At 71.7% G+C, this 20,052-nt stretch carries 23 protein-coding genes; 12 read left to right on the forward strand and 11 right to left on the reverse strand.

Features of this window, described 5'->3' with window-relative positions; translation table 11 throughout:
* The first annotated feature begins 81 nt into the window (after nucleotides 1–81).
* Nucleotides 82–1,254, forward strand: a complete 1,173-nt coding sequence (locus ACZ49B_RS14455; protein WP_468305090.1) for an 8-amino-7-oxononanoate synthase — start codon at nucleotides 82–84, stop codon at nucleotides 1,252–1,254.
* Between the two features lie 4 nt (nucleotides 1,255–1,258).
* On the opposite strand, the gene ACZ49B_RS14460 is transcribed toward ACZ49B_RS14455, so the two are convergent.
* Both ACZ49B_RS14460 and ACZ49B_RS14465 read right to left on the reverse strand, forming a co-directional pair.
* Nucleotides 1,259–1,489, reverse strand: a complete 231-nt coding sequence (locus ACZ49B_RS14460; RefSeq protein WP_468305093.1) for a DUF397 domain-containing protein — start codon at nucleotides 1,487–1,489, stop codon at nucleotides 1,259–1,261.
* A gap of 12 nt (nucleotides 1,490–1,501) precedes the next feature.
* Nucleotides 1,502–2,386, reverse strand: coding sequence for a helix-turn-helix domain-containing protein (locus ACZ49B_RS14465; RefSeq protein ID WP_468305096.1), 885 nt, complete (start codon nucleotides 2,384–2,386; stop codon nucleotides 1,502–1,504).
* A 194-nt stretch (nucleotides 2,387–2,580) separates the two neighbouring features.
* Here ACZ49B_RS14465 and ACZ49B_RS14470 point away from each other — a divergent pair, with 194 nt between their 5' ends.
* Nucleotides 2,581–3,030: an ATP-binding protein gene (locus tag ACZ49B_RS14470; protein WP_468305098.1), complete on the forward strand. Its 450-nt coding sequence runs from the start codon at nucleotides 2,581–2,583 to the stop codon at nucleotides 3,028–3,030.
* Between the two features lie 17 nt (nucleotides 3,031–3,047).
* On the opposite strand, the gene ACZ49B_RS14475 is transcribed toward ACZ49B_RS14470, so the two are convergent.
* Nucleotides 3,048–3,437 carry a VOC family protein gene (locus tag ACZ49B_RS14475; protein ID WP_468305100.1) on the reverse strand — a complete coding sequence of 130 codons (390 nt, stop codon included), beginning with the start codon at nucleotides 3,435–3,437 and terminating at the stop codon, nucleotides 3,048–3,050.
* Between the two features lie 339 nt (nucleotides 3,438–3,776).
* Here ACZ49B_RS14475 and ACZ49B_RS14480 point away from each other — a divergent pair, with 339 nt between their 5' ends.
* The 7 genes from ACZ49B_RS14480 to ACZ49B_RS14510 all read left to right on the forward strand — a co-directional run bounded on the left by ACZ49B_RS14480 (nucleotide 3,777) and on the right by ACZ49B_RS14510 (nucleotide 10,297).
* Nucleotides 3,777–4,079, forward strand: a complete 303-nt coding sequence (locus ACZ49B_RS14480) for an urease subunit gamma (protein WP_030300160.1) — start codon at nucleotides 3,777–3,779, stop codon at nucleotides 4,077–4,079.
* Between the two features lie 14 nt (nucleotides 4,080–4,093).
* A complete protein-coding gene (locus ACZ49B_RS14485) occupies nucleotides 4,094–4,405 on the forward strand; it encodes an urease subunit beta (RefSeq protein ID WP_468305104.1) in 312 nt (103 codons plus the stop codon).
* Nucleotides 4,398–6,119, forward strand: a complete 1,722-nt coding sequence (locus ACZ49B_RS14490) for an urease subunit alpha (protein ID WP_468305105.1) — start codon at nucleotides 4,398–4,400, stop codon at nucleotides 6,117–6,119. The genes ACZ49B_RS14485 and ACZ49B_RS14490 overlap by 8 nt, the downstream gene beginning before the upstream one ends.
* Before the next feature lie 30 nt (nucleotides 6,120–6,149).
* Nucleotides 6,150–6,824, forward strand: coding sequence for an urease accessory protein UreF (locus ACZ49B_RS14495; protein ID WP_468305108.1), 675 nt, complete (start codon nucleotides 6,150–6,152; stop codon nucleotides 6,822–6,824).
* Between the two features lie 52 nt (nucleotides 6,825–6,876).
* Complete coding sequence (gene ureG, locus ACZ49B_RS14500; protein WP_468305111.1) at nucleotides 6,877–7,563, forward strand: urease accessory protein UreG; 687 nt, start codon at nucleotides 6,877–6,879, stop codon at nucleotides 7,561–7,563.
* 116 nt (nucleotides 7,564–7,679) lie between these two features.
* On the forward strand, nucleotides 7,680–8,441 hold the full coding sequence (locus ACZ49B_RS14505) for an urease accessory protein UreD (RefSeq protein ID WP_468305564.1): 762 nt from the start codon (nucleotides 7,680–7,682) through the stop codon (nucleotides 8,439–8,441).
* 260 nt (nucleotides 8,442–8,701) lie between these two features.
* Nucleotides 8,702–10,297: an alpha/beta hydrolase gene (locus tag ACZ49B_RS14510; RefSeq protein WP_468305567.1), complete on the forward strand. Its 1,596-nt coding sequence runs from the start codon at nucleotides 8,702–8,704 to the stop codon at nucleotides 10,295–10,297.
* A 42-nt stretch (nucleotides 10,298–10,339) separates the two neighbouring features.
* Here the strand turns inward: ACZ49B_RS14510 and ACZ49B_RS14515 are convergent, their stop codons facing one another.
* The 6 genes from ACZ49B_RS14515 to ACZ49B_RS14540 form a co-directional block, all read right to left on the reverse strand.
* Entirely contained in the window at nucleotides 10,340–11,050 is a 711-nt protein-coding gene (locus tag ACZ49B_RS14515) for a lysophospholipid acyltransferase family protein (protein ID WP_468305114.1), read from the reverse strand.
* Nucleotides 11,051–11,286: 236 nt separating this feature from the next.
* Entirely contained in the window at nucleotides 11,287–11,445 is a 159-nt protein-coding gene (locus ACZ49B_RS14520; RefSeq protein WP_030300142.1) for a hypothetical protein, read from the reverse strand.
* A 32-nt stretch (nucleotides 11,446–11,477) separates the two neighbouring features.
* Nucleotides 11,478–12,440 carry a cytochrome c oxidase assembly protein gene (locus ACZ49B_RS14525; RefSeq protein WP_468305117.1) on the reverse strand — a complete coding sequence of 321 codons (963 nt, stop codon included), beginning with the start codon at nucleotides 12,438–12,440 and terminating at the stop codon, nucleotides 11,478–11,480.
* A gap of 92 nt (nucleotides 12,441–12,532) precedes the next feature.
* A complete protein-coding gene (locus ACZ49B_RS14530; RefSeq protein ID WP_030300138.1) occupies nucleotides 12,533–13,558 on the reverse strand; it encodes a 6-phosphofructokinase in 1,026 nt (341 codons plus the stop codon).
* 214 nt (nucleotides 13,559–13,772) lie between these two features.
* On the reverse strand, nucleotides 13,773–14,501 hold the full coding sequence (locus tag ACZ49B_RS14535) for a type 1 glutamine amidotransferase (RefSeq protein WP_468305120.1): 729 nt from the start codon (nucleotides 14,499–14,501) through the stop codon (nucleotides 13,773–13,775).
* Nucleotides 14,502–14,529: 28 nt separating this feature from the next.
* Nucleotides 14,530–15,768, reverse strand: coding sequence for a MurT ligase domain-containing protein (locus ACZ49B_RS14540; protein ID WP_383348350.1), 1,239 nt, complete (start codon nucleotides 15,766–15,768; stop codon nucleotides 14,530–14,532).
* 123 nt (nucleotides 15,769–15,891) lie between these two features.
* Here ACZ49B_RS14540 and def point away from each other — a divergent pair, with 123 nt between their 5' ends.
* Entirely contained in the window at nucleotides 15,892–16,455 is a 564-nt protein-coding gene (def, locus tag ACZ49B_RS14545; RefSeq protein ID WP_468305123.1) for a peptide deformylase, read from the forward strand.
* A gap of 33 nt (nucleotides 16,456–16,488) precedes the next feature.
* On the opposite strand, the gene ACZ49B_RS14550 is transcribed toward def, so the two are convergent.
* On the reverse strand, nucleotides 16,489–17,133 hold the full coding sequence (locus ACZ49B_RS14550) for a TetR/AcrR family transcriptional regulator (RefSeq protein WP_468305126.1): 645 nt from the start codon (nucleotides 17,131–17,133) through the stop codon (nucleotides 16,489–16,491).
* Nucleotides 17,134–17,325: 192 nt separating this feature from the next.
* Here ACZ49B_RS14550 and ACZ49B_RS14555 point away from each other — a divergent pair, with 192 nt between their 5' ends.
* Nucleotides 17,326–18,555: an acyl-CoA dehydrogenase family protein gene (locus ACZ49B_RS14555; RefSeq protein WP_468305129.1), complete on the forward strand. Its 1,230-nt coding sequence runs from the start codon at nucleotides 17,326–17,328 to the stop codon at nucleotides 18,553–18,555.
* Between the two features lie 175 nt (nucleotides 18,556–18,730).
* Here ACZ49B_RS14555 and ACZ49B_RS14560 read toward each other — a convergent pair whose 3' ends face one another.
* Nucleotides 18,731–19,483, reverse strand: a complete 753-nt coding sequence (locus ACZ49B_RS14560; RefSeq protein WP_468305132.1) for an LppU/SCO3897 family protein — start codon at nucleotides 19,481–19,483, stop codon at nucleotides 18,731–18,733.
* A 337-nt stretch (nucleotides 19,484–19,820) separates the two neighbouring features.
* Here ACZ49B_RS14560 and ACZ49B_RS14565 point away from each other — a divergent pair, with 337 nt between their 5' ends.
* On the forward strand, nucleotides 19,821–20,006 hold the full coding sequence (locus tag ACZ49B_RS14565; protein ID WP_030300124.1) for a DUF5999 family protein: 186 nt from the start codon (nucleotides 19,821–19,823) through the stop codon (nucleotides 20,004–20,006).
* The last annotated feature ends 46 nt before the right edge of the window (nucleotides 20,007–20,052 follow it).

A 20,052-nucleotide genomic window follows, 5' to 3' on the forward strand; every position in this document is an offset into this window, starting at 1 on the left:
ATCGCCACACCTGGCACTCGGGTGACGGCCGTTAGGGTCAGGCACGCCTGTGGACAGCCGACAAAACACGAGGACCCGCCGATGCCCCAGCAGAGCCCCGAGCCCGAAGACGTGTTCGCCTGGATCGACGACGCGGAGCGGGCCCGTGAGGAGGCCGGGCTCGTCCGGACGCTGCGCCCCCGCCCGGCCTCCTCGCCGCTGCTGGACCTCGCGAGCAACGACTACCTCGGCCTGTCCCGCCACCCCGAGACCGTGCGCGGCGCGCGCGAGGCGGCCGAGCGGTGGGGCGCCGGGGCCACGGGATCACGGCTGGTGACCGGTACGACCGAGCTTCACGCGGAGCTCGAGCGGGAGCTCGCGGCCTTCTGCGGGTTCGAGGCCGCGCTCGTCCTGTCCTCCGGGTACGCCGCCAATCTGGCGGCCGTCACCGCGCTCAGCGATCGGGGCACCCTCGTCGTGTCCGACGCCGGCAACCACGCCTCGATCGTCGACGGCTGCCGGCTCTCCCGCGCCGGGACCGAGGTGATCCCGCACTCCGACCCGGAGGCCGCGCGTAAGGCGCTCGCGACGCACGAGGGACGGGCGCTGCTGGTCAGCGACTCGGTGTTCTCCGTGGACGGGGACGCCGCCCCGCTCGTCGCGTACGCGGCCGCCTGCCGGGACGAGGGCGCGGCCCTGGTCGTGGACGACGCCCACGGACTGGGCGTACTGGGGGAGGGCGGCCGCGGAGCCCTGCACGCCGCCGGGCTCGCGGGCGCGCCGGGGGTGGTCGCCACCCTCACGCTTTCGAAGTCCCTGGGCAGCCAGGGCGGAGCGGTGCTCGGCCCGGCCAAGGTGATCCGGCACCTCGTCAACACGGCGCGGACCTTCATCTTCGACACCGGGCTGGCACCGGCCGCCGCGGGTGCGGCGCTGGCGAGCCTGCGCCTGCTCCGGAGCGAACCGGAGCGCGCCGGCCGGGCCCGCGAGGTGGCCGACCGGCTGTACGGGCGGCTCACCGCGTCCGGCCTGACCGCGGCCCGGCCGGACGCGGCCGTGGTGTCGGTACGGGCCCCGTCGGCTTCGGCGGCACTGCGCTGGGCCGCCGACTGCCGCGAGGCAGGTCTGTCCGTGGGCTGCTTCCGTCCGCCGTCGGTGCCGGACGGCATCTCCCGGCTGCGGCTGACCGCACGGGCCGATCTCACGGGGGACGAGATCGACCGGGCCGTCGAGACGATCCTGGGGACCGCCCCGGCCGGAGCCACGGACCGCTAGGGCCTCACGCGAGTACGTCCACGTCAGCCCGTACGGATGCGAGGAAGCCGTCCCAGGCCGGCCCGGTGAAGAGCACGGCCGGGCCGTCCGTCCACTTCGAGTCGCGGACGGCCAGCAGGCCGCCGCCACCGAGCACGGCGGTTTCCACGCAGTTGTTCATTCCGGTGCTGCGGCTGCTCCGCCGCCACCGCGCGCTGATCAGAAGTCCGCTGGTGGAGAGGGGGGTTGCGGACACGGGGGTGCCTCCTTACGCGTCGTCAGCGAGTGAGCTGATGAGATCCGACGAGTCCTGGGGCGGGAGGGCGTGCGCCTGGATGGTGCGGAATGCGGCGCTGTACGCCTCGAGGTCTTCCTTCCGCTCCAGATAGAGGCTACTCGTCAAATGGTCGAGTACCACCACATCCAGATCGGCGATGTTCGGAAATGAGAAAATTACGAACGGTCCGGTCAGGCCGAGATGACCCCCCACGCTGAACGGAAGTACCTGCAACCGCACTTGGGGCAGTCGGGCCACCTGCACCAGATGCCGCAACTGCGCCGCCATCACCCCGGGGCCGCCGATCTGCCGCCGCAGCACCGCCTCGTCCAGCACGGCGCTCAGCTCCAGCGGGGGATCCGCCCGCAGCACCGACTGCCGGGCCAGCCGTACGTCGACCAGCGCGTCGACCTTGGGTTCCGGCAGCCCGCCGAGCGCTGCCCGGGTCACCGCCCGCGCGTACTCCGGGGTCTGCAGCAGGCCCGGCACCACGGAGAGTTCGACCGTACGGGCCGAGCGGGCGCCCGCCTCCAGGCTGATGAAATCCCGGTACTCCTGCGGCAGCAGCCCCCGGTAGTCGTGCCACCACTGGCGGCCGCGCACGGTGTCGCCGCCCGGACCGGGGCCGGCCGCCGAGGCCGACAGGGCCTCCAGCAGCGCCCGCTGCTCGGGGCTGACGACCTCTGCGTAGACGTCGAGGAGGAGGCGGATGTCCTCCGGTTTCACGCCACTGCGCCCCGTCTCGATGCGGCTGATTTTCGACTGGTGCCACCCTGCGATCCGGGCCGCCTCACCACTGGTGAGTCCGGTCCGGTCGCGCAGCGCGCGCAGTTCCTCGCCGAGCTTGCGCCGACGCACCGCGGGACCGTGCTGCATACCCGCCTCCTTCCACCGGCACAGCTCGCACCAGTCTGCCGTCCAAATACGCTCTTCCGTAGCAGAGTTCACTGCATTGAGCGACAGATATATGCAGATCTTGGGGGAACGGCAGCACCGGCGGGACGATGGGTGGCACTCTGGCGTCCAGCACAGATCCGGGGTTTCGCCCCGGTGGGAAAGGGACCGTCGCCATGGCAGACCACCAGGAAGCATCCGTCACTCTGCCGAGCGATCCCGCCTCGGTCGCCACAGCCCGCCGCTACGTCGCGGAGGTGCTCGGCGAATGGGGACTGCCCGACGAGGCCGACACCGCCGACAGTGTCCGGTTGATCGTCTCGGAGCTCGCCACCAACGCCGTGCAGCACACCTTCGGCCAGTCGCCCACCTTCACCGTGGACATCCGCCTCGAGCGCGGGGAGTGGCTCCGCGTCGGGGTGACCGACAGTCACCCGCGCTGGCCCAAGCGCCTCCCGGCCGCCGTCCAGCAGGACAACGGCCGGGGGATGGTCATCATCCGCTGGCTCACCGCCGAAGCGGGCGGCAGGCTCTCCGTCAACCCCACCGAGGACGGGGGCAAGACCGTCTGGATCGCCCTGCCCTGGCCCGTCGGGGCTCCCGCGAAGAGCGTCACCGGCTGTTAGGGGGAGTGCGGCCGCGTTCAGCCCTGCACGCGCTCCCCGGCGCTGCGCTCGATGCACAGCTCGTTGCCCTCCGGGTCGGCAAGGACGGCCCAGCCGGAGCCGTCCTCGCGGCGCCGGTCGTCGACCAGCTTCGCCCCGAGCCCGACGAGCCGTTCGACCGTCTCGTCCCGGGTGCCGGTGGGGGGCTGGATGTCCAGGTGGACCCGGTTCTTGACGGACTTGGCGTCCGGTACGCGTATGAACAGCAGTCCCGGGACCCCGGGCTGCGCCGGGTCCAGCAGGATCTCGTCGTCGCCCTCCTCGTCGTCCGGGTGGATCGCGAAGCCGGTCACGGCGGACCAGAACTCGGCGATCTTGTAGGGCTCGAGCGCGTCGAAGGTGATGTGACGGACGGGGTTGACGAACATGGATCTCCTCGATGGCGGGTCCCGCGGCAGTGGCCGGGGGACCGTCGGTCCGGTCCGTATACGGAACCGGCTTGAGGCGGCCTGGGAGTTGAACCAGGTGCCTCCCCGAAACGTGGGTTAACGCGGCGGAAAAGCGCGGCGCCTAGCGTGGCGGCCACGGTCTTCCGTCAATGATCACCCATCCGCCGGTAAAGCGGCGGTGCTCGGAACGGAAAGCCTCCCTCTGCGTTGGGCAAGACATGCTTGGCTCGGATATGCGCAGGTCAACAAAGTGTTGAAGGCCGTTAGGGTCGGCCCGGCGCGACGTCGATCTTGTCCTGGAAGCTTGGTGAGTTACGAGTGCAACTGACACCGCACGAGCAGGAACGCCTGCTCATCCACGTGGCCGCCGACGTGGCCGAGAAGCGCAGGGCGCGCGGGGTCCTCCTCAACCACCCCGAAGCGGTCGCCCTGATCACCTCGCACATCCTCGAAGGGGCCCGCGACGGGCGGACCGTGGCCGAGCTCATGGCCTCCGGCCGCACCGTGCTCGGCCGCGCCGAGGTGATGGAGGGGATCCCCGAGATGATCCACGACGTCCAGGTCGAGGCGACCTTCCCGGACGGCACCAAACTCGTCACCGTCCACGACCCGATCGTCTGAAGGGGAGTACCCGCATGATCCCCGGCGAAATCGTCCACGGGGACGGCCCGGTGCGCCTCAACGAGGGCCGACCCGTCACCCGCCTCACCGTGCTCAACTCCGCCGACCGGCCCGTCCAGGTCGGCTCCCACTACCACTTCGCCGAGGCCAATCCCGGCCTCGACTTCGACCGCCGGGCCGCCCGCGGGCAGCGGCTCAACGTCGCCGCCGGCACCGCCGTGCGCTTCGAGCCGGGCATCCCGGTCGCCGTGGAACTCGTACCGCTGGGCGGGCTGCGCACCGTACCGGGCCTGCGCGGCGAGACCGGGGGCCCGCTCGATGGCTGAGCTCGACCGCAGGGCGTACGCCGACCTCTTCGGACCGACCGCCGGCGACCGGATCCGGCTCGCGGACACCGACCTCTTCGTCGAGATCGAGCAGGACCTCAGCGGCGGCCCCGGACGCTCCGGCGACGAGGCCGTGTTCGGCGGCGGCAAGGTGATCCGCGAGTCCATGGGCCAGGCCCGGACCACCCGCGCCGAGGGCGCCCCCGACACCGTGATCACCGGAGTCGTCGTCCTCGACCACTGGGGCATCGTCAAGGCCGACATCGGCATCCGCGACGGCCGCATCTGCGGCATCGGCAAGGCCGGCAACCCCGACACGATGGACGGGGTGGACCCCGCGCTCGTGATCGGCCCCGAGACCGAGATCATCGCGGGCAACGGGAAGATCGTCACCGCGGGCGCCATCGACGCCCACGTGCACTTCATCTCCCCGACCGTCGTCGACGAGGCCTTGGCCTCCGGCATCACCACCCTCGTCGGCGGCGGCACCGGACCCGCCGAGGGCACCAAGGCCACCACCGTCACCCCCGGCCCCTGGCACCTCGCCCGGATGTTCGCGGCCCTGGAGTCCTACCCCGTCAACATCGGCCTGCTGGGCAAGGGCAACACCATGTCCCGCGAGGCCATGCACTCCCAGCTGCGCGGCGGAGCCCTCGGGTTCAAGATCCACGAGGACTGGGGGTCCACCCCCGCCGTCATCGACGCCTGCCTGAGCGTCTGCGACGAGACCGGCGCGCAGGTCGCCATCCACACCGACACCCTCAACGAGGCCGGATTCGTCGGCGACACCCTCGCCGCCATCGCCGGGAGGACCATCCACTCGTACCACACCGAGGGCGCGGGCGGCGGGCACGCACCCGACATCATCACCGTGGTTTCCGAGCCGAACATCCTGCCCAGCTCCACCAACCCCACCCGGCCGCACACCGTCAACACCATCGACGAACACCTCGACATGCTGATGGTCTGCCACCACCTCAACCCGGCCGTTCCCGAGGACCTCGCCTTCGCCGAGTCCCGTATCCGGCCCTCGACCATCGCCGCCGAGGACGTCCTGCACGACCTCGGAGCCATCTCCATCATCTCCTCCGACTCCCAGGCCATGGGCCGCGTCGGCGAGGTCGTGCTGCGCACCTGGCAGACCGCCCACGTGATGAAGAAGCGGCGCGGCTTCCTGCCCGGCGACGGTCCCGCCGACAACCACCGCGCCCGCCGCTACGTCGCGAAGTACACGATCAATCCCGCCGTGGCCCAGGGACTTGCGCGCGAGATCGGCTCGGTGGAGACCGGCAAGCTCGCCGACCTGGTGCTGTGGGCGCCCGCCTTCTTCGGGGTCAAGCCCGACGTGGTCATCAAGGGCGGCCAGATCGCGTACGCCCAGATGGGTGATGCGAACGCCTCCATCCCCACCCCGCAGCCGGTGCTGCCCCGCCCGATGTTCGGCAGCCACGGCCGGGCCCCCGGGCTGAACTCGGTCAACTTCACCGCGCAGGCCGCCCTCGACGACGCGCTGCCCGAACGGCTCGGACTCGGCAAGCAGTTCGTGGCCATCGAGAGCACCCGCAAGGTGAGCAAGGCGGACATGCGCAACAACGACGCCATGCCGAGGGTCGAGGTCGACGCCGACACCTTCACGGTCACCATCGACGGGGAGGCCGTGGAACCCGCGCCCGCGGCGGAACTGCCCATGGCCCAGCGCTACTTCCTGTTCTGACATGGGGCCTCTTGCAACGGGCGCAGCCCGATGAGCCTCGCCGCACTGCTCGTGCTCGCCGACGGCCGCTTCCCCGCCGGCGGGCACGCCCACTCCGGCGGGGCCGAGGCCGCCTGCAAGGCCGGCCGGATCCACGACGCCGCCACCCTTGAGGAGTTCTGCCGCGGCCGGCTCCACACGGCCGGACTCGTCGCCGCCGCACTCGCCGCGGCCGCAGCCCTCGGGCTCGACCCGGCGGTCCTCGACACCGCCGCCGACGCCCGGACCCCGTCGCCCGCGCTGCGCACCGCGGCGCGGCGGCTGGGCCGGCAGCTGCTGCGGGCCGCCCGGGCCACCTGGCCCGCCGCCGAACTCGACGCACTCGCCGCGGCCTTCCCCCGCGGGGCGCACCAGCCGGTGGTGCTCGGGCTCACCGCCCGGGCGGCCGGGCTCGGGCCGCTGGCCGCCGCGCACGTGGCGGCGTACGAGAGCGTCGGCGGACCGGCGACCGCGACCGTGCGGCTGCTCGGCCTGGACCCCTTCGAGGCGAGCGGGGTCCTGGCCCGCCTCGCCCCCGAGCTCGACGCCGTCGCCGCCCGGGCCGCCCAGGCCGCGCACCGGGCACGACTGGAGGGCCCGGACGCGCTGCCCGCGGCCTCCTCGCCGCTGCTGGACATCGCTGCGGAGAGCCATGCCGACTGGCCGGTACGGCTCTTCGCCTCGTGAGCGCCCCCTCACCGCTTCCCGACCGCCTCCACGATCGACTCCGGAGACCCCCATGCACCTCGACCACGGCGTGACCTATCCCCAGCGCCACACCCACAGCGCCGAGCCGGTACGGGCGGACGGCTCGCGCCGCGCCCTGCGGATCGGCCTCGGCGGACCCGTCGGCTCCGGCAAGACGGCCACCGTCGCCGCCCTGTGCCGCGCCCTGCGCGCCGAGCTGTCCATGGCCGTCGTCACCAACGACATCTACACCCGGGAGGACGCCGAGTTCCTGCTCCGCGAGGCCGTCCTGCCACCCGAGCGGATCAGCGCGGTGGAGACCGGTGCCTGCCCGCACACCGCCATCCGCGACGACATCTCCGCCAACCTCGAGGCGGTCGAGGAGCTGGAGGAGACGGTCGGCCCGCTCGACCTGATCCTCGTCGAGTCCGGCGGCGACAACCTCACCGCCACCTTCTCCCGCGGCCTCGTCGACGCCCAGATCTTCGTCATCGACGTGGCGGGCGGCGACGACATCCCGCGCAAGGGCGGCCCCGGCGTCACCACCGCCGACCTGCTCGTCGTCAACAAGACCGACCTCGCCCCCTACGTGGGCTCCGACCTGGACCGGATGGCCCGCGACGCCGCCGGGCAACGCGGCGAACTGCCCGTCGCCTTCCAGTCGCTGCGCGCGGAGGACGGTGTGGCCCCGGTGGCCGCCTGGGTGCGCGAGCGGATCGCCGCCTGGGCCGCCCGGTGAGCGTTACGGTGGCCGGCGCGCCTCCCGCCGCCCCGCCGGCCCCGACTCCGCCGGCCCCGACTCCACCGGTCCCGGTTCCGCCCGACCCGACTCCGCCGGCCCCGGCCCGGCCCGCCGTGGCTCCGGCCGGCGTACGGGCCACCGCCCGGATCTACGCCGTCGCCGACGGCCGCGGCGGTACCGCCCTGCCGCTGCTGGCCGGTGAGGGGCCGCTCGCGCTGCGCCGCACCCGGGGCACGGCCGCCGAGGCCGGCGTGATGCTGGTCGGCGCGATGAGCGCCCCGCTCGGCGGGGACCACCTCACGGTGGAGGCCGCCGCCGGCCCCGGGGCCCGCCTCGCCCTGGCCTCGGCGGCCGCCACCCTGGCGCTGCCCGGCCGCGGTGGCGAGCCCGCACAGTACGACGTACGGCTGACCCTGGCCGAGGACGCGGCCGTACGGTGGCTGCCGGAGCCGCTGGTTTCCGTACGCGGCAGCGACCTGCGGGTGCACACCCGGGCCGAACTCGCCCCCACGGCCCGGCTGCTGCTGCGCGAGGAGCAGGTGCTGGGCCGGACGGGGGAGGAGCCGGGCCTGCTGCGCAGCAGGCTCACCGTGACCCGGGGCGGCACCCCGCTGCTGGACCAGGAGCTGGCCTGCGGACCAGGAGCGCCCGGCGGCTGGGACGGGCCGGCGGGGCTGGCGGGCCACCGGGCGCTCGGTCAGCTCCTGGTCGTGGACCCGGCATTCGCCGTGTCGCCGCCGGCTGCCGCGCTGCTCGGGGAGTTCGCGGCCGTCACTCCGCTGGCCGGTCCGGCCGTCCTCGTGACGGCTCTGGCACCGGACGCGCTGCGGCTGCGCGAGCTACTCGACGCGGCGTGGCGCACGTACGGCTGGTAACTGCTGAGCAAACCTGGGACGAATGCGACACCGCTCAGCGGTACACGCCTTTCCGGTTATCGGGTTGGCAAAGAACGCGACCTTGGTCTGTTGTCAGGTGTAGGTCAGACGAAAGGATCCACCTGCACAGACCGACTGCACCGACCAACCCGGCCTCCTCCGGCCGGGCCTGACGCAGGGGGAACAACCACGTGATACGCACTGCAGCGCTGGGGAGCGCTGCCACTCTGATCACCGGAGCACTGGCCGCGGGCCTGCTGATGGCCACGCCGGCCGCCGCGGCTTCGTCCAGCCAGAGCAGCGGGTTCCCGGAGGCGCTGGGCGTCCAGCTCGCCGCCGCCCGCGCCGCCGCCACCGGGGTCGAGTGGAAGGACTGCCCCGCGGACTGGGGCTTCGAGGCCCCGATCCAGTGCGGCTGGGTGAAGGTTCCGCTGGACTACTCCAAGCCGTTCGGCAAGACCATCGACCTCGCGGTCGACCGGATCGGCAGCACCGGCACCAAGGAGGAGCGCCAGGGCGCGCTCCTCTACAACCCGGGTGGCCCCGGCGGCTCCGGCATGCGCTTCCCGCGCCGGGTCACCACCAAGAGCCCGCTGTGGGTCAACACCTCCAAGGCCTACGACTTCGTGGGCTTCGACCCGCGCGGTGTCGGCCACTCCGCCCCGATCTCCTGCATCGACCCGCAGGAGTTCGTCAAGGCTCCCAAGGCCGACCCGGTCCCGTCCAACGAGGCGGACAAGCGCGCCCAGCGCAAGCTGGCCGCCGAGTACGCGGACGGCTGCAAGGAGCGCAGCGGCGAGATGCTGCCGCACATGACCACGCCCAACACCGCGCGCGACCTGGACGTCATCCGGGCCGCACTCGGCGAGAAGAAGCTGAACTACCTCGGCGTCTCCTACGGCACCTACCTCGGCGGCGTCTACGCGACGCTGTTCCCGACCCACGTGCGCCGCATGATCGTCGACAGCGTGGTCAACCCGGACACGGACAACATCTGGTACGAGGCCAACCTCGGCCAGGACGTCGCCTTCCAGATGCGCTGGAACGACTGGCAGGACTGGGTCGCCAAGAACGACAACGTCTTCCACATCGGCGACACCCGCGCCAAGGTCGAGGCCAAGTGGCAGGAGCTGCGTGCCAAGGCCAAGGCCAACCCGCTGGGCGGGGTCGTCGGCCCGAACGAGCTCATCGGCTTCTTCCAGGGCGCCCCGTACTACGACTCCTCCTGGGTGCCCGTCGCCCAGGCGTTCAGCGCGTACGTGGCCGGTGACGAGAAGCCGCTGATCGAGGCGATCTCGCCGGACATGTCCGACATCCAGGGCAACATCGCCTCGGAGAATGGCAACGCGGTCTACACCGCGGTCGAGTGCGCCGACGCCAAGTGGCCGACCAGCTGGGCCAAGTGGGACCGGGACAACTCCAAGCTGCACGAGAAGTACCCGTTCCTGACCTGGTCCAACGCGTGGATGAACCTGCCCTGCGCGACCTGGAAGTCCAAGCAGAGCACCCCGATCGAGGTCGGTGCCAAGCGCGGTCTGCCGCCGGTCCTGATCGTCCAGTCCGAGCGTGACGCCGCCACGCCGTACGAGGGTGGCGTCGAACTGCACCGCCGCCTCGCCGGCTCGCGCCTGATCACCGAGCAGAACGCCGGCTCGCACGGTGTCACCAGCCTGGTGAACCCCTGCATCAACACCCGGGTGGACGCCTACCTGCTGACCGGCAAGGTCGACGCCAAGGACGTGAAGTGCGCTCCGCACGCCACTCCGGTCGCCCCGGCCCCGGCCACCGCGAAGTCGCTGGCCACTGCCCCGTCGTCGGCCCTGCCGGCGCTCGAGGAGCTGCCCGCCGTCCGCTAGGGCGGACGGCACGGCACAGCACGGCACAGCACGGGAGAAGGCTCAGCGCGTCTTGCGCCGGGCCTTCTTCCGCGCTTCCTCCTCCTCCGCCTTGACCTCGGCGGCGTACCGGTCGACGTACTCCTGGCCGGACAGCCCGAGGACCGCGTACATGATCTCGTCGGTGACGGCCCGCAGAACGGCCCGCTCGCCCTCCATCCCGGCGTACCGGGAGAAGTCCAGCGGCTCGCCGAAGCGGATGGTCACCCGACGGATGTTCGGGATCTTCTGCCCGGGCGGCTGGATCTCGAAGGTGCCGACCATCGCGCACGGTACGACGGGCACCCCGGCGCCGAGCGCCATCGCGGCCACGCCCACCTTGCCCTTGTACAGCCGCCCGTCGTGGGAGCGGGTGCCCTCGGGGTAGATGCCCAGCAGCTCGCCCTTGGCCAGTACCCCGAGCCCCTCGCGCAGTGCGGCCTGCCCGGCGTCCTTGCCCGACCGGTCCACCGGGATCTGGCCGGCGCTGCGGAAGAAGAACGCGGTCAGCCGCCCCTTCACCCCGGGACCGGTGAAGTACTCCGCCTTCGCGAGGAACGTGATCCGGCGTTTGAGGATGGCGGGCATCAGGAAGTGGTCGGAGAAGGACAGGTGGTTGCCCGCGATGATCGCCGCCCCTTCCGACGGGATGTTCTCCAGTCCCTCGATGCGCGGGCGGAACAGCAGCCGCAGCAGCGGACCGAGCAGCACGTGCTTGAGCAAGTGGTAGAACACCGGGGCATTTTCCCTTCACCTGGCGGTCAGGTCAGTGTGCCGTACACGGTGCCGGATGGGCATGGAGAACCAGAATCCGGCGCGGACGCGGTCGGCATGCCGACCGGCCGGGGGCGTCACAGGACTTTCGCTGCCCTGTAGAACGGACGGCGCTGCCGGGAGTTCATGGGGAGGCCGATCGGAATCGGCCAAAAGTGCCAGGCCAGAGGACGGCCAGGTGGTGCGGGTGTGCCCGTTCAGGTCTTGCGGGACGCGGCCATGCCGGCGGTCAGCAGGCCGAGGACCACCCAGGCGAACCACAGCCAGCCGTTGCTGCCGAGGGCCACGGAGTACGTGGCGACGGCCACCAGAGCGGCGAAGGTCATGACGGCCATCGCCTTAACGGATCCGGTCATGCCCCATGGTCGCGCGCGAAGGTGCCCCTGCGCTACTGGCCACGCGCTTGGAGCGAGGCGAGATAGGAGTTGTACGCCTCCAGCTCCTGATCGCCGTCACGGTCTGCGGCCCGGTCCGCGCGCTTCGCCGCCCGCTGCTCGGAGTGGTACCACTGGTAGACCAGCGCGATCAGCACCAGCACCGACGGGATCTCGCTGAAGGCCCAGGCGATGCCGCCGCCCCACTGCTGGTCGAGCAGCGGGTCGATGCCGAGGGAGGCCGGCGGGTTCGCGTACGTCTTGATCATCGGCTCGCTCGCCATCATCACGGCGATGCCGAAGAAGGCGTGGAACGGCATGCCGGCGAAGAGCTCCAGCATCCGCATCACGTAGCCGGGGCGGTGCGGGCCGGGGTCCACGCCCATGATCGGCCAGAAGAAGATCAGGCCGACGGCCAGGAAGTGCACCATCATGCCGACGTGCCCGGCCCTGCTCTCCATGAGGAAGTCGAAGAGCGGCGTGAAGTAGAGGGCGTAGAGGCTCGCGATGAACATCGGGATGGTGAACACCGGGTGCGTGATCACCTTCATGTAGCGGCTGTGCAGCAGCATCAGCAGCAGCTCGCGCGGTCCCTTGCGGCCGCGGGCGGCGGGCGGCAGCGCGCGCAGCGCCAGCGTCACCGGTGCGCCCAGCAGCAGCAGGATCGGCGAGAGCATGCTGATGACCATGTGCTGGACCATGTGCACGCTGAACATGACCATGCCGTAGTCGTTCAGCTTGGTGCACATCATGAGGGCGATGCTCAGCACGCCGGCGGTGAAGGCGATGGTCCGGCCCAGCGGCCAGGCGTCCCCGCGCCGGCGCAGCCGCACGACACCCCACAGGTACAGGCCGAGGCCCACGAGCGAGCCGATCAGGAAGAAGGCGTCGAAGGAGAACTCCAGCCCGCGCCCGAGAGTGAACGGCGGCAGGTCCATGTCCATGTGCATGTCCATGCCGTGACCGCTGTGATCCATCTGTTCACTCCCTTGACCCGTGGTGCCCCACCACAGTAGTGCCGCCCCCGGACGCGAACGCGTCCGGGGGTCGGGTCAGAAGGGGGGAAACGTCACAGAACGTTCTGCGCTTCGTCGTACCGCTCCGCCGGGACCGTCTTGAGGGTCTGCACGGCGTCGGCGAGCGGGACCATCTCGATCTCGGTGCCGCGCAGGGCGGTCAGCATCCCGAACTCGCCGCGGTGCGCCGCCTCGACCGCGTGCCAGCCGAAGCGGGTGGCCAGGACCCGGTCGTACGCGGTGGGCGTGCCGCCGCGCTGGACGTGGCCCAGGATGACCGGGCGGGCCTCCTTGCCCAGGCGCCGCTCCAGCTCGACCGCGAGCAGGTTGCCGATGCCGGCGAAGCGCTCGTGGCCGTACTGGTCGGTGCCGCCGTCCTGGAAGTCCATGGAGCCGGCGCGCGGCTTGGCGCCCTCGGCGACCACCACGATCGCGAAGCGCTTGCCCGCGGAGAAGCGCTCGCCGACGATCGCCGTCAGCTCGTCGATGTCGAAGGGGCGCTCCGGGACGACGATGGCGTGCGCGCCGGCCGCCATGCCCGAGTGCAGGGCGATCCAGCCGGTGTGGCGGCCCATGACCTCCACGACCATCACGCGCTGGTGGGACTCGGCGGTGGTCTTCAGCCGGTCCAGGGCCTCGGTGGCGACCCCGACGGCGGTGTCGAAGCCGAAGGTGACGTCCGTCGAGGCGATGTCGTTGTCGATGGTCTTCGGGACGCCGACGATCGGCAGACCGGCCTGCGAGAGCAGGTTCGCGGCCTTCAGGGTGCCCTCGCCGCCGATCGGGATGATGGCGTCCAGGCCGAGGTCGGCGACGTGCCCGCGGGCCCGCTCGACGCCGTCGCGCAGGTGCGCGGGCTGCACCCGGGAGGAGCCGAGGATGGTGCCGCCGCGGGCCAGGATGCCGGCCACGGCGTCGAGGTCCAGCTTGCGGTAGTCGCACTCCAGCAGGCCGCGCCAGCCGTCGTGGAAGCCGATGACCTCGTCGCCGTGGTCGACGACGGCGCGGTGCACGACGGAGCGGATGACGGCATTGAGGCCGGGGCAGTCGCCGCCGGAAGTGAGCACACCAATGCGCATGGCAGGAAGACCTTTGCAACGTGGGCCGACGACCGGACCACGTCGTCCGGTTGGAACTACGGCCACCCTACAAGCGGTGGAGAGGTGGACTGAACCATCCTCCACATGCTGGTCATACTCGTCGTACGAAACCACGTCGGCCCGGTCCCCCCAAGGGAAAACCGGGCCGAACACATGATGCCGGGGCCGCCCTGATGAGCGCTCCGTGCGGGCGTTACGCGGGCTGCGTCGCCGCCGAGATGCGCTCGGCGCGCAGCGCCTCGTACCACCGGTCGTCGATGGGCGGCAGCGCGTTCACGTCGAGGGCCAGCTTCAGCAGCAGGTCCGCGATCTGCGGGTTGCGGGCCATCACGGGGCCGTGCATGTACGTGCCGAAGACCGTGTCGTTGTACGCGCCCTCGGTGCCGTCGCCCGTGCCGTTGCCGCGGCCCAGGCGGGTGCGGGCGAACGGCTTCGCGGACGGGCCGAGGTGCGTGACGCCCTGGTGGTTCTCGAAGCCCGTCAGCTGCGGCAGGTTCAGGCGCGGGTCGATGTCGGCGAGGACGTCGCCGACGCACCGCTCGCCCTCGCCGCGCACGGTGACCACGTCCAGCAGGCCCAGGCCCTCCTGGCGCTCGCCCATGTCGTTGACGAACTCGTTGCCGAGGATCTGGTAGCCGGCGCAGACGGAGAAGACGATCGCCCCGTTCGAGACGGCGCGCTCCAGACCGCCGTCGCGCACCAGGCGCTCCGCGGCGAGCCGCTGCGGGCGGTCCTCACCGCCGCCGATCAGGTAGATGTCACCCGAGGTGGGGATGGGCTGGTCGCTGCGCACGTCCACGCGCTGCACGTCCAGGCCGCGCTGGCGCGCCCGGCGCTCCACCACGAGGGCGTTGCCCTGGTCTCCGTACGTGCTCAGCAGGTCGGGGTAGACCCACACCAGACGCAGGCTGTTGTCGCTCATGCTCTTGTGTCCTCTGGAGGTATGAGTACTAGTTGCCGACGCGGCGGCGCACGTCCTGGAAGGCGGTGTAGTTGGCGATCAGCTCGATCTGCCCGGGCGGCGCCAGCTGCACGGCCTCGTCGAGGGTCTCGCACACCCGGAAGTCCAGGCCCGCGACCTCGAGGCGGACCGCGAGGTCCAGCTTGCGGTCGCCGATCACGAAGATCGGGTGGCCGGCCAGGCGCGGGTAGTCCACGTCCCACAGCCAGGAGGTGTCCGTGCCGTCGGCGCCGCGCGCGTTCACCGAAAGGATCACCGGGGTCGGCGGCGGGTCGATCAGCGAAAACGTTTCGAGCCAGCCCGCCGGGTTCTTCGCGAGCAGCAGCCGCAGCTCACGGCCCTGGAAGGTGATCACGTCGTAGCGGCCGGCGACGGCCTGCACCTGGTACATCCGCTCCAGCGCGACCTGCGGCGGGACGCCGAAGACGGCGGCCACGGCGGCCGAGGTGGCGGCGTTCGCCTTGTTGGCGCGGCCGGGCAGCTGGAGGTGGATCGGCCAGGCCGAGCCGTGCGGGTCCAGCACGTGGTCCCCGGACAGCACCCAGCTCGGGGTGGGGCGCCGGAAACCGCACTCGCCGCAGAACCAGTCGTCGCCGGGGCGCTGCATGACGCCGCCGCAGGAGGGGCACGACCAGGCGTCGTCCTTCCACTCCTGGCCCGCGGCGACCCACACCACGTTCTGCGAGGAGGAGGCCGACCACACGATGAGCGGGTCGTCGCAGTTCGCGACGATGACGGCCTTGGAGCCCTGGAGCCCCTCGCGCCACTTCTCCGCGAGCATGCGGGTCTCGGCGGCGCGGTCCAGCTGGTCGCGGGAGAGGTTCAGCAGGGCGATCACCTTGGGGGTGACGTCCCGGGCCACCCCGGCGAGGTACTTCTCGTCCACCTCGATGACGCCGTACTTGGCGTCCGAGCCGCCCGCCAGGGCGGAGGTGATGCCGGCCGGCATGTTGGCACCGAGGGCGTTGGAGACGACCGGACCGCTGGCCCGCAGGGCCTCCGCGATCAGCCGGGTCGTCGTGGTCTTGCCGTTCGTCGCGGAGACGAGGACGACATCGAGATGCTGCGCCAGCGCGCCGAGGAGATCGGGGTCGAGCCTGAGTGCGACCTTGCCACCGATCACCGATCCGCTTCCGCGTCCCGCGGCCCGCGACACCGCCGCCGCGGCCTTGCCCGCCGTCACGGCCAGCTTGGCCCGCGGCGAAAGCGGCTCTGTGTTGCCTGCCATCGTCCCTTGTCCTCCTTGCGTCGGTCGGCCCCAGCCTATCCAGTACCGGCAGGGGCCTTGACCGCGGCGCCCCCGGGGCGCCGCAGATCTCCTCATATATTCGCCCGTCGTACCCTTACGGCCATGCGACAGCGCCCCATTCCCGGTACCACCGGCCTCGTCCGCACCATGAGCCTGCTGGGCGATCCGGTGCTCCACTCGGCCTGCGCGGAGGTCACCGCATTCGGCCCGGCCCTCGACCGGCTCATCGAGGACATGTTCGCGACGATGTACGCCGCCGAGGGCGTCGGCCTCGCCGCGAACCAGATCGGCGTCGGACAGCGGGTGTTCGTGTACGACTGCCCCGACGACGAGGACGTGCGCCACGTCGGGCACATCGTCAACCCGCGCCTGGTGGAGGCCGACGGGGACGAGTTCCGCGGTCCCGAGGGCTGCCTGTCGCTGCCGGGTCTGGAGGCGGGCACGGTCCGGTACGACCGCGCGGTCGTCGAAGGGGTCACCTCCGACGGCGCACCCGTACGGATCACCGGCACGGGGTTCTTCGCCCGCTGCCTCCAGCACGAGTGCGACCACCTCGACGGCACGGTCTACGCGGACCGGGTCACCGGGCTGCGCGCCCGGCGGCTGCGGCGGGCGATCCGCAAGACCCCGTGGGGCGCGCGGGCCGCGGCGGCCGCACAGAACTGAACGGGGCGTCCCCGGCCGGGGGGCTCCCGCCCGTTAGAAGCCCGGGCCGTCCAGGCGGTTGCCGGCCGTGGCCAGCCGGCCCCACAGCAGGTCGGTGAGTCCGGTGACCAACTCGGCACGCCCGCACGGGCGCTCGCCGAGCCACCAGTCGCCGGCGGCATGCATCATGCCCACGATGCCGTGGCCCCAGATGCGGGCCAGGCGTTCGCCGCCGGGGCCGAGGTCCACGCGCTCGCCGATCACCTGGGCGAGCTCTTCGCCGAGCCGGCGCAGCAGCGGGGCCGAGTGCAGGCCCACGTCGAAGCCGCGCTCGACGGCGTGCGAGTCCTCGGCCGGGTGCATCAGGAACCGGTACACCTGCGGGCGGGCCTCGATGGCCGTGAGATAGGTGTCGAGGGTGGACTCCACCCGGCTGCGGCGCTCGGCCGGGGCGTCGAGCGCGGCCCGCAGCGAGTCGAGCAGGGCGTCGGTGTGCCGCACGGCGAGGGCCTGGTAGAGCCCCGCCTTGTCGCCGAAGTGCCGGTAGAGGATCGGCTTGGTGATGCCGGCCTCCGCCGCGATGGCGTTCATGGAAGCCTTGGGGCCGTCCCGGAGGACGACCCGGTCGGCCGCTTCGAGCAGCTCCCGCCTGCGGCGCTCGGCCGCTCCCGGTTCGCCGGCCTGCTGAGTGGTCTCCATGACGTGTTTCTCTCCCCGCCCTTGCGATGGTGCGTGACGCCCACGCAACGTAACACCCCGCACACCCTCCCGAAGGATTCGGCTGTACGGCGGACGACTCTGCTTGACAGTGCTTACTCGTCGGTAACAGACTGTGGCCACCGTAAGGGTTACCGCTAGTAACGCACTGGTGGATGCACAGCTGGAGGGGACATGGCGGAGTTCACCATGGAGCTCAATGACGACCAGAAGCAGGTACGGGACTGGATCCACGGCTTCGCAGCCGACGTGATCCGGCCCGCAGCCGCCGAATGGGACGAACGCGAAGAGACTCCGTGGCCCGTCATCCAGGAGGCCGCCAAGGTCGGCATCTACTCGCTCGACTTCTACGCCCAGCAGTTCTTCGACCCTACCGGCCTCGGCATCCCGATGGCCATGGAAGAGCTGTTCTGGGGCGACGCGGGCATCGCCCTGTCGATCGTGGGCACCGGGCTCGCCGCCATCGGCGTCGTCGCCAACGGCACCGAGGAGCAGATCGGCACCTGGATCCCGCAGATGTACGGCACCCCGGACGACGTGAAGGTCGCCGCCTTCTGCTCCTCCGAGCCGGACGCCGGGTCCGACGTCGGCTCGATGCGGACCCGGGCCGTCTACGACCAGGCCAAGGACGAGTGGGTGCTCAACGGCACCAAGACGTGGGCGACCAACGGCGGCATCGCCAACGTCCACATCGTCGTCGCCGTCGTGGACCCGGAGCTCGGCTCGAAGGGCCACGCCTCCTTCATCGTGCCGCCGAACACCCCGGGCCTGTCCCAGGGCCAGAAGTTCAAGAAGCACGGCATCCGCGCCTCGCACACCGCCGAGGTGGTCCTGGAGGACGTACGCGTGCCCGGCTCCTGCCTGCTCGGCGGCAAGGACAAGCTGGACGAGCGCCTCGCGCGGGCCCGTGAGCGGGCCAGGGCGGGCGGCGGCGAGCGGGTGAAGAACGCGGCCATGGCCACCTTCGAGGCCTCCCGCCCGGCGGTCGGCGCCATGGCCGTCGGCACCGCGCGCGCCGCGTACGAAGTCGCCCTCGACTACGCCAAGACCCGTACGCAGTTCGGCCGCCCGATCATCGACAACCAGGGCGTGGCCTTCCAGCTCGCCGACATGCGGACCTCCATCGACGCGGCCCGGCTGCTGGTGTGGCGGGCCTCCTGGATGGCCGTCGCGGGCAAGCCCTTCACCTCGGCGGAGGGCTCGATGTCGAAGCTGTTCGCGAGCGAGGTCGCCAAGAAGGTCACCGCCCAGGCGGTCCAGATCCTCGGCGGCAACGGCTTCACCCGTGAGTACCCGGTCGAGCGCATGCACCGCGACAGCGCGATCTACACGATCTTCGAGGGAACCAGCGAGATCCAGCGCCTGGTGATCGCCCGCACGATCTCGGAGATGCCGATCCGCTAGGGGTGTCCGTAAGTGTGCCGGGCGCCCGAGTACTGGACGTATTCGGGCGCCCCGACGACGCGGCGAGGTGCGGCACCAGACGCCGCGGGCCAGGCAGGACCTTGCGGACACCCCTGGCGCGGGACCGTAGCGGCGGCGCCCCCGGACCCCTCGCGGTGTCCGGGGCGCCGGCCTGTCAGCGCAGCGGCGTCAGACAGGTCACGGTCTTCCCGTCGGCGCTGTACTCCAGGGACGCGAGGAAGTCGCGCGGGGCGCAGGTACTGCCGGGCGCGTCCGCCGGCCGGGTGGCCCGGTACTCGGCGCTCGCCGAACCGCAGTCCGTGGTCAGCAGCTTCTGGTCGTGCCAGTCGCCCTCGTTGCGCACGCACTGCCCCGTGATCAGCGCCGGCGGCTTCTCCTCCCCGGCCGTCAGGCCGATCAGCACGAGCGTGGGCGGCGTCAGGGCGATGAGCGCGATGACCACGAGGAAGGCCAGCGCCAGGGGGCGGCGCAACAGCGGCTTGCCCGGCTCCAGCGCGGGCCGGAAGCCGCCCGTCGGGGGAGCGAGCCTGAGGAAGGTCCCCCGCGCGCCGAGGTTCAGCAGCAGGGTGACGGGCGTGATGAAGAAGGACAGCGGGCCCCACCAGCCCTGCCAGAGGGTGTCCGCGGACATCCTGCGGTAGGTGGCGAGTCCGCAGTCGCGGCAGAACGGCCCCTCCTGGCGCAGGAACCGCATCAGCACGAGCATGCCCTGGTGCCCGCGCACGGTGGCCGGCGCGGCCGGCAGGCCCCCGCACAGGCGGCAACCGTACGCGGCCTGCGGCAGCGGGTGGTGGCCGTACGGGCCCGCCGCCTGCTGCGGCATCGTGTACGGGGCGTAGGGGCCGCCCTGCTGCGGGGTGTTCGGGCGGTACGGGCCGGCGCCGTGCTGCGGTGGCGGAGTGGCCACGGGTCTCTCCTCGGTCTCGCGGTGATCACCGGGCGGTCGGTGATCACGGCACCCTAGCCCGCGCCATCGCGCCCGCAGCGGCCGGGCGACGCCCGGGAGAACCGGTCGTCCCACGTGATCCTGACCACGCCCCTGCGCGCCGTTCACTCCGGCGCCCGGTGAACGAACCGGATACCGGGCATGAGCGCATGGTGAGCGGGCATACACACCCTGAACTGGACCCCTGAAATGGGTTCCGTCCGGGGGCGGCGATCAGTAATACTCACCGCCACCGTGGATCGCGGATTCGACCGGGTGACCACCGGCCCTCCCGCCCCACTTTGCGAGGAGGTGCGCCATGTGCTCCCACCAGCCCCCCTGCCCGTCCGCCGACAGCGCCGACCACGACGCCGCCCGCACCGTGGCCTTCCACCCCGAACAGGGCTGGAGTCTGCTCTGCAACGGCCTGGTGATCTTCGACGATACCGGTGAGCTGCTCCCCGACGGCCGCGCGGTGGAACCCCGCCGCCCGGCCCTGGTCTGAGCGAGGAGGCCGCATGCGCCAGCAGCTGATCCGCAAGCCCGTACCC

The organism is Streptomyces sp. NPDC031132 (assembly GCF_055570595.1).

Bases quoted from the DNA above. Each gene is read 5' to 3' on its own strand.
- ureG (WP_468305111.1), top strand. From the start codon at position 6,877: ATGCACCTCGACCACGGCGTGACCTATCCCCAGCGCCACACCCACAGC.
- ACZ49B_RS14540 (WP_383348350.1), bottom strand. From the start codon at position 15,768: ATGGCAGGCAACACAGAGCCGCTTTCGCCGCGGGCCAAGCTGGCCGTG.
- ACZ49B_RS14490 (WP_468305105.1), top strand. From the start codon at position 4,398: ATGGCTGAGCTCGACCGCAGGGCGTACGCCGACCTCTTCGGACCGACC.
- ACZ49B_RS14555 (WP_468305129.1), top strand. From the start codon at position 17,326: ATGGCGGAGTTCACCATGGAGCTCAATGACGACCAGAAGCAGGTACGG.
- ACZ49B_RS14525 (WP_468305117.1), bottom strand. From the start codon at position 12,440: ATGGATCACAGCGGTCACGGCATGGACATGCACATGGACATGGACCTG.
- def (WP_468305123.1), top strand. From the start codon at position 15,892: ATGCGACAGCGCCCCATTCCCGGTACCACCGGCCTCGTCCGCACCATG.
- ACZ49B_RS14565 (WP_030300124.1), top strand. From the start codon at position 19,821: ATGTGCTCCCACCAGCCCCCCTGCCCGTCCGCCGACAGCGCCGACCAC.
- ACZ49B_RS14455 (WP_468305090.1), top strand. From the start codon at position 82: ATGCCCCAGCAGAGCCCCGAGCCCGAAGACGTGTTCGCCTGGATCGAC.
- ACZ49B_RS14510 (WP_468305567.1), top strand. From the start codon at position 8,702: ATGGCCACGCCGGCCGCCGCGGCTTCGTCCAGCCAGAGCAGCGGGTTC.
- ACZ49B_RS14495 (WP_468305108.1), top strand. From the start codon at position 6,150: ATGAGCCTCGCCGCACTGCTCGTGCTCGCCGACGGCCGCTTCCCCGCC.
- ACZ49B_RS14535 (WP_468305120.1), bottom strand. From the start codon at position 14,501: ATGAGCGACAACAGCCTGCGTCTGGTGTGGGTCTACCCCGACCTGCTG.
- ACZ49B_RS14470 (WP_468305098.1), top strand. From the start codon at position 2,581: ATGGCAGACCACCAGGAAGCATCCGTCACTCTGCCGAGCGATCCCGCC.
- ACZ49B_RS14520 (WP_030300142.1), bottom strand. From the start codon at position 11,445: ATGACCGGATCCGTTAAGGCGATGGCCGTCATGACCTTCGCCGCTCTG.
- ACZ49B_RS14530 (WP_030300138.1), bottom strand. From the start codon at position 13,558: ATGCGCATTGGTGTGCTCACTTCCGGCGGCGACTGCCCCGGCCTCAAT.
- ACZ49B_RS14465 (WP_468305096.1), bottom strand. From the start codon at position 2,386: ATGCAGCACGGTCCCGCGGTGCGTCGGCGCAAGCTCGGCGAGGAACTG.
- ACZ49B_RS14485 (WP_468305104.1), top strand. From the start codon at position 4,094: ATGATCCCCGGCGAAATCGTCCACGGGGACGGCCCGGTGCGCCTCAAC.
- ACZ49B_RS14475 (WP_468305100.1), bottom strand. From the start codon at position 3,437: ATGTTCGTCAACCCCGTCCGTCACATCACCTTCGACGCGCTCGAGCCC.
- ACZ49B_RS14550 (WP_468305126.1), bottom strand. From the start codon at position 17,133: ATGGAGACCACTCAGCAGGCCGGCGAACCGGGAGCGGCCGAGCGCCGC.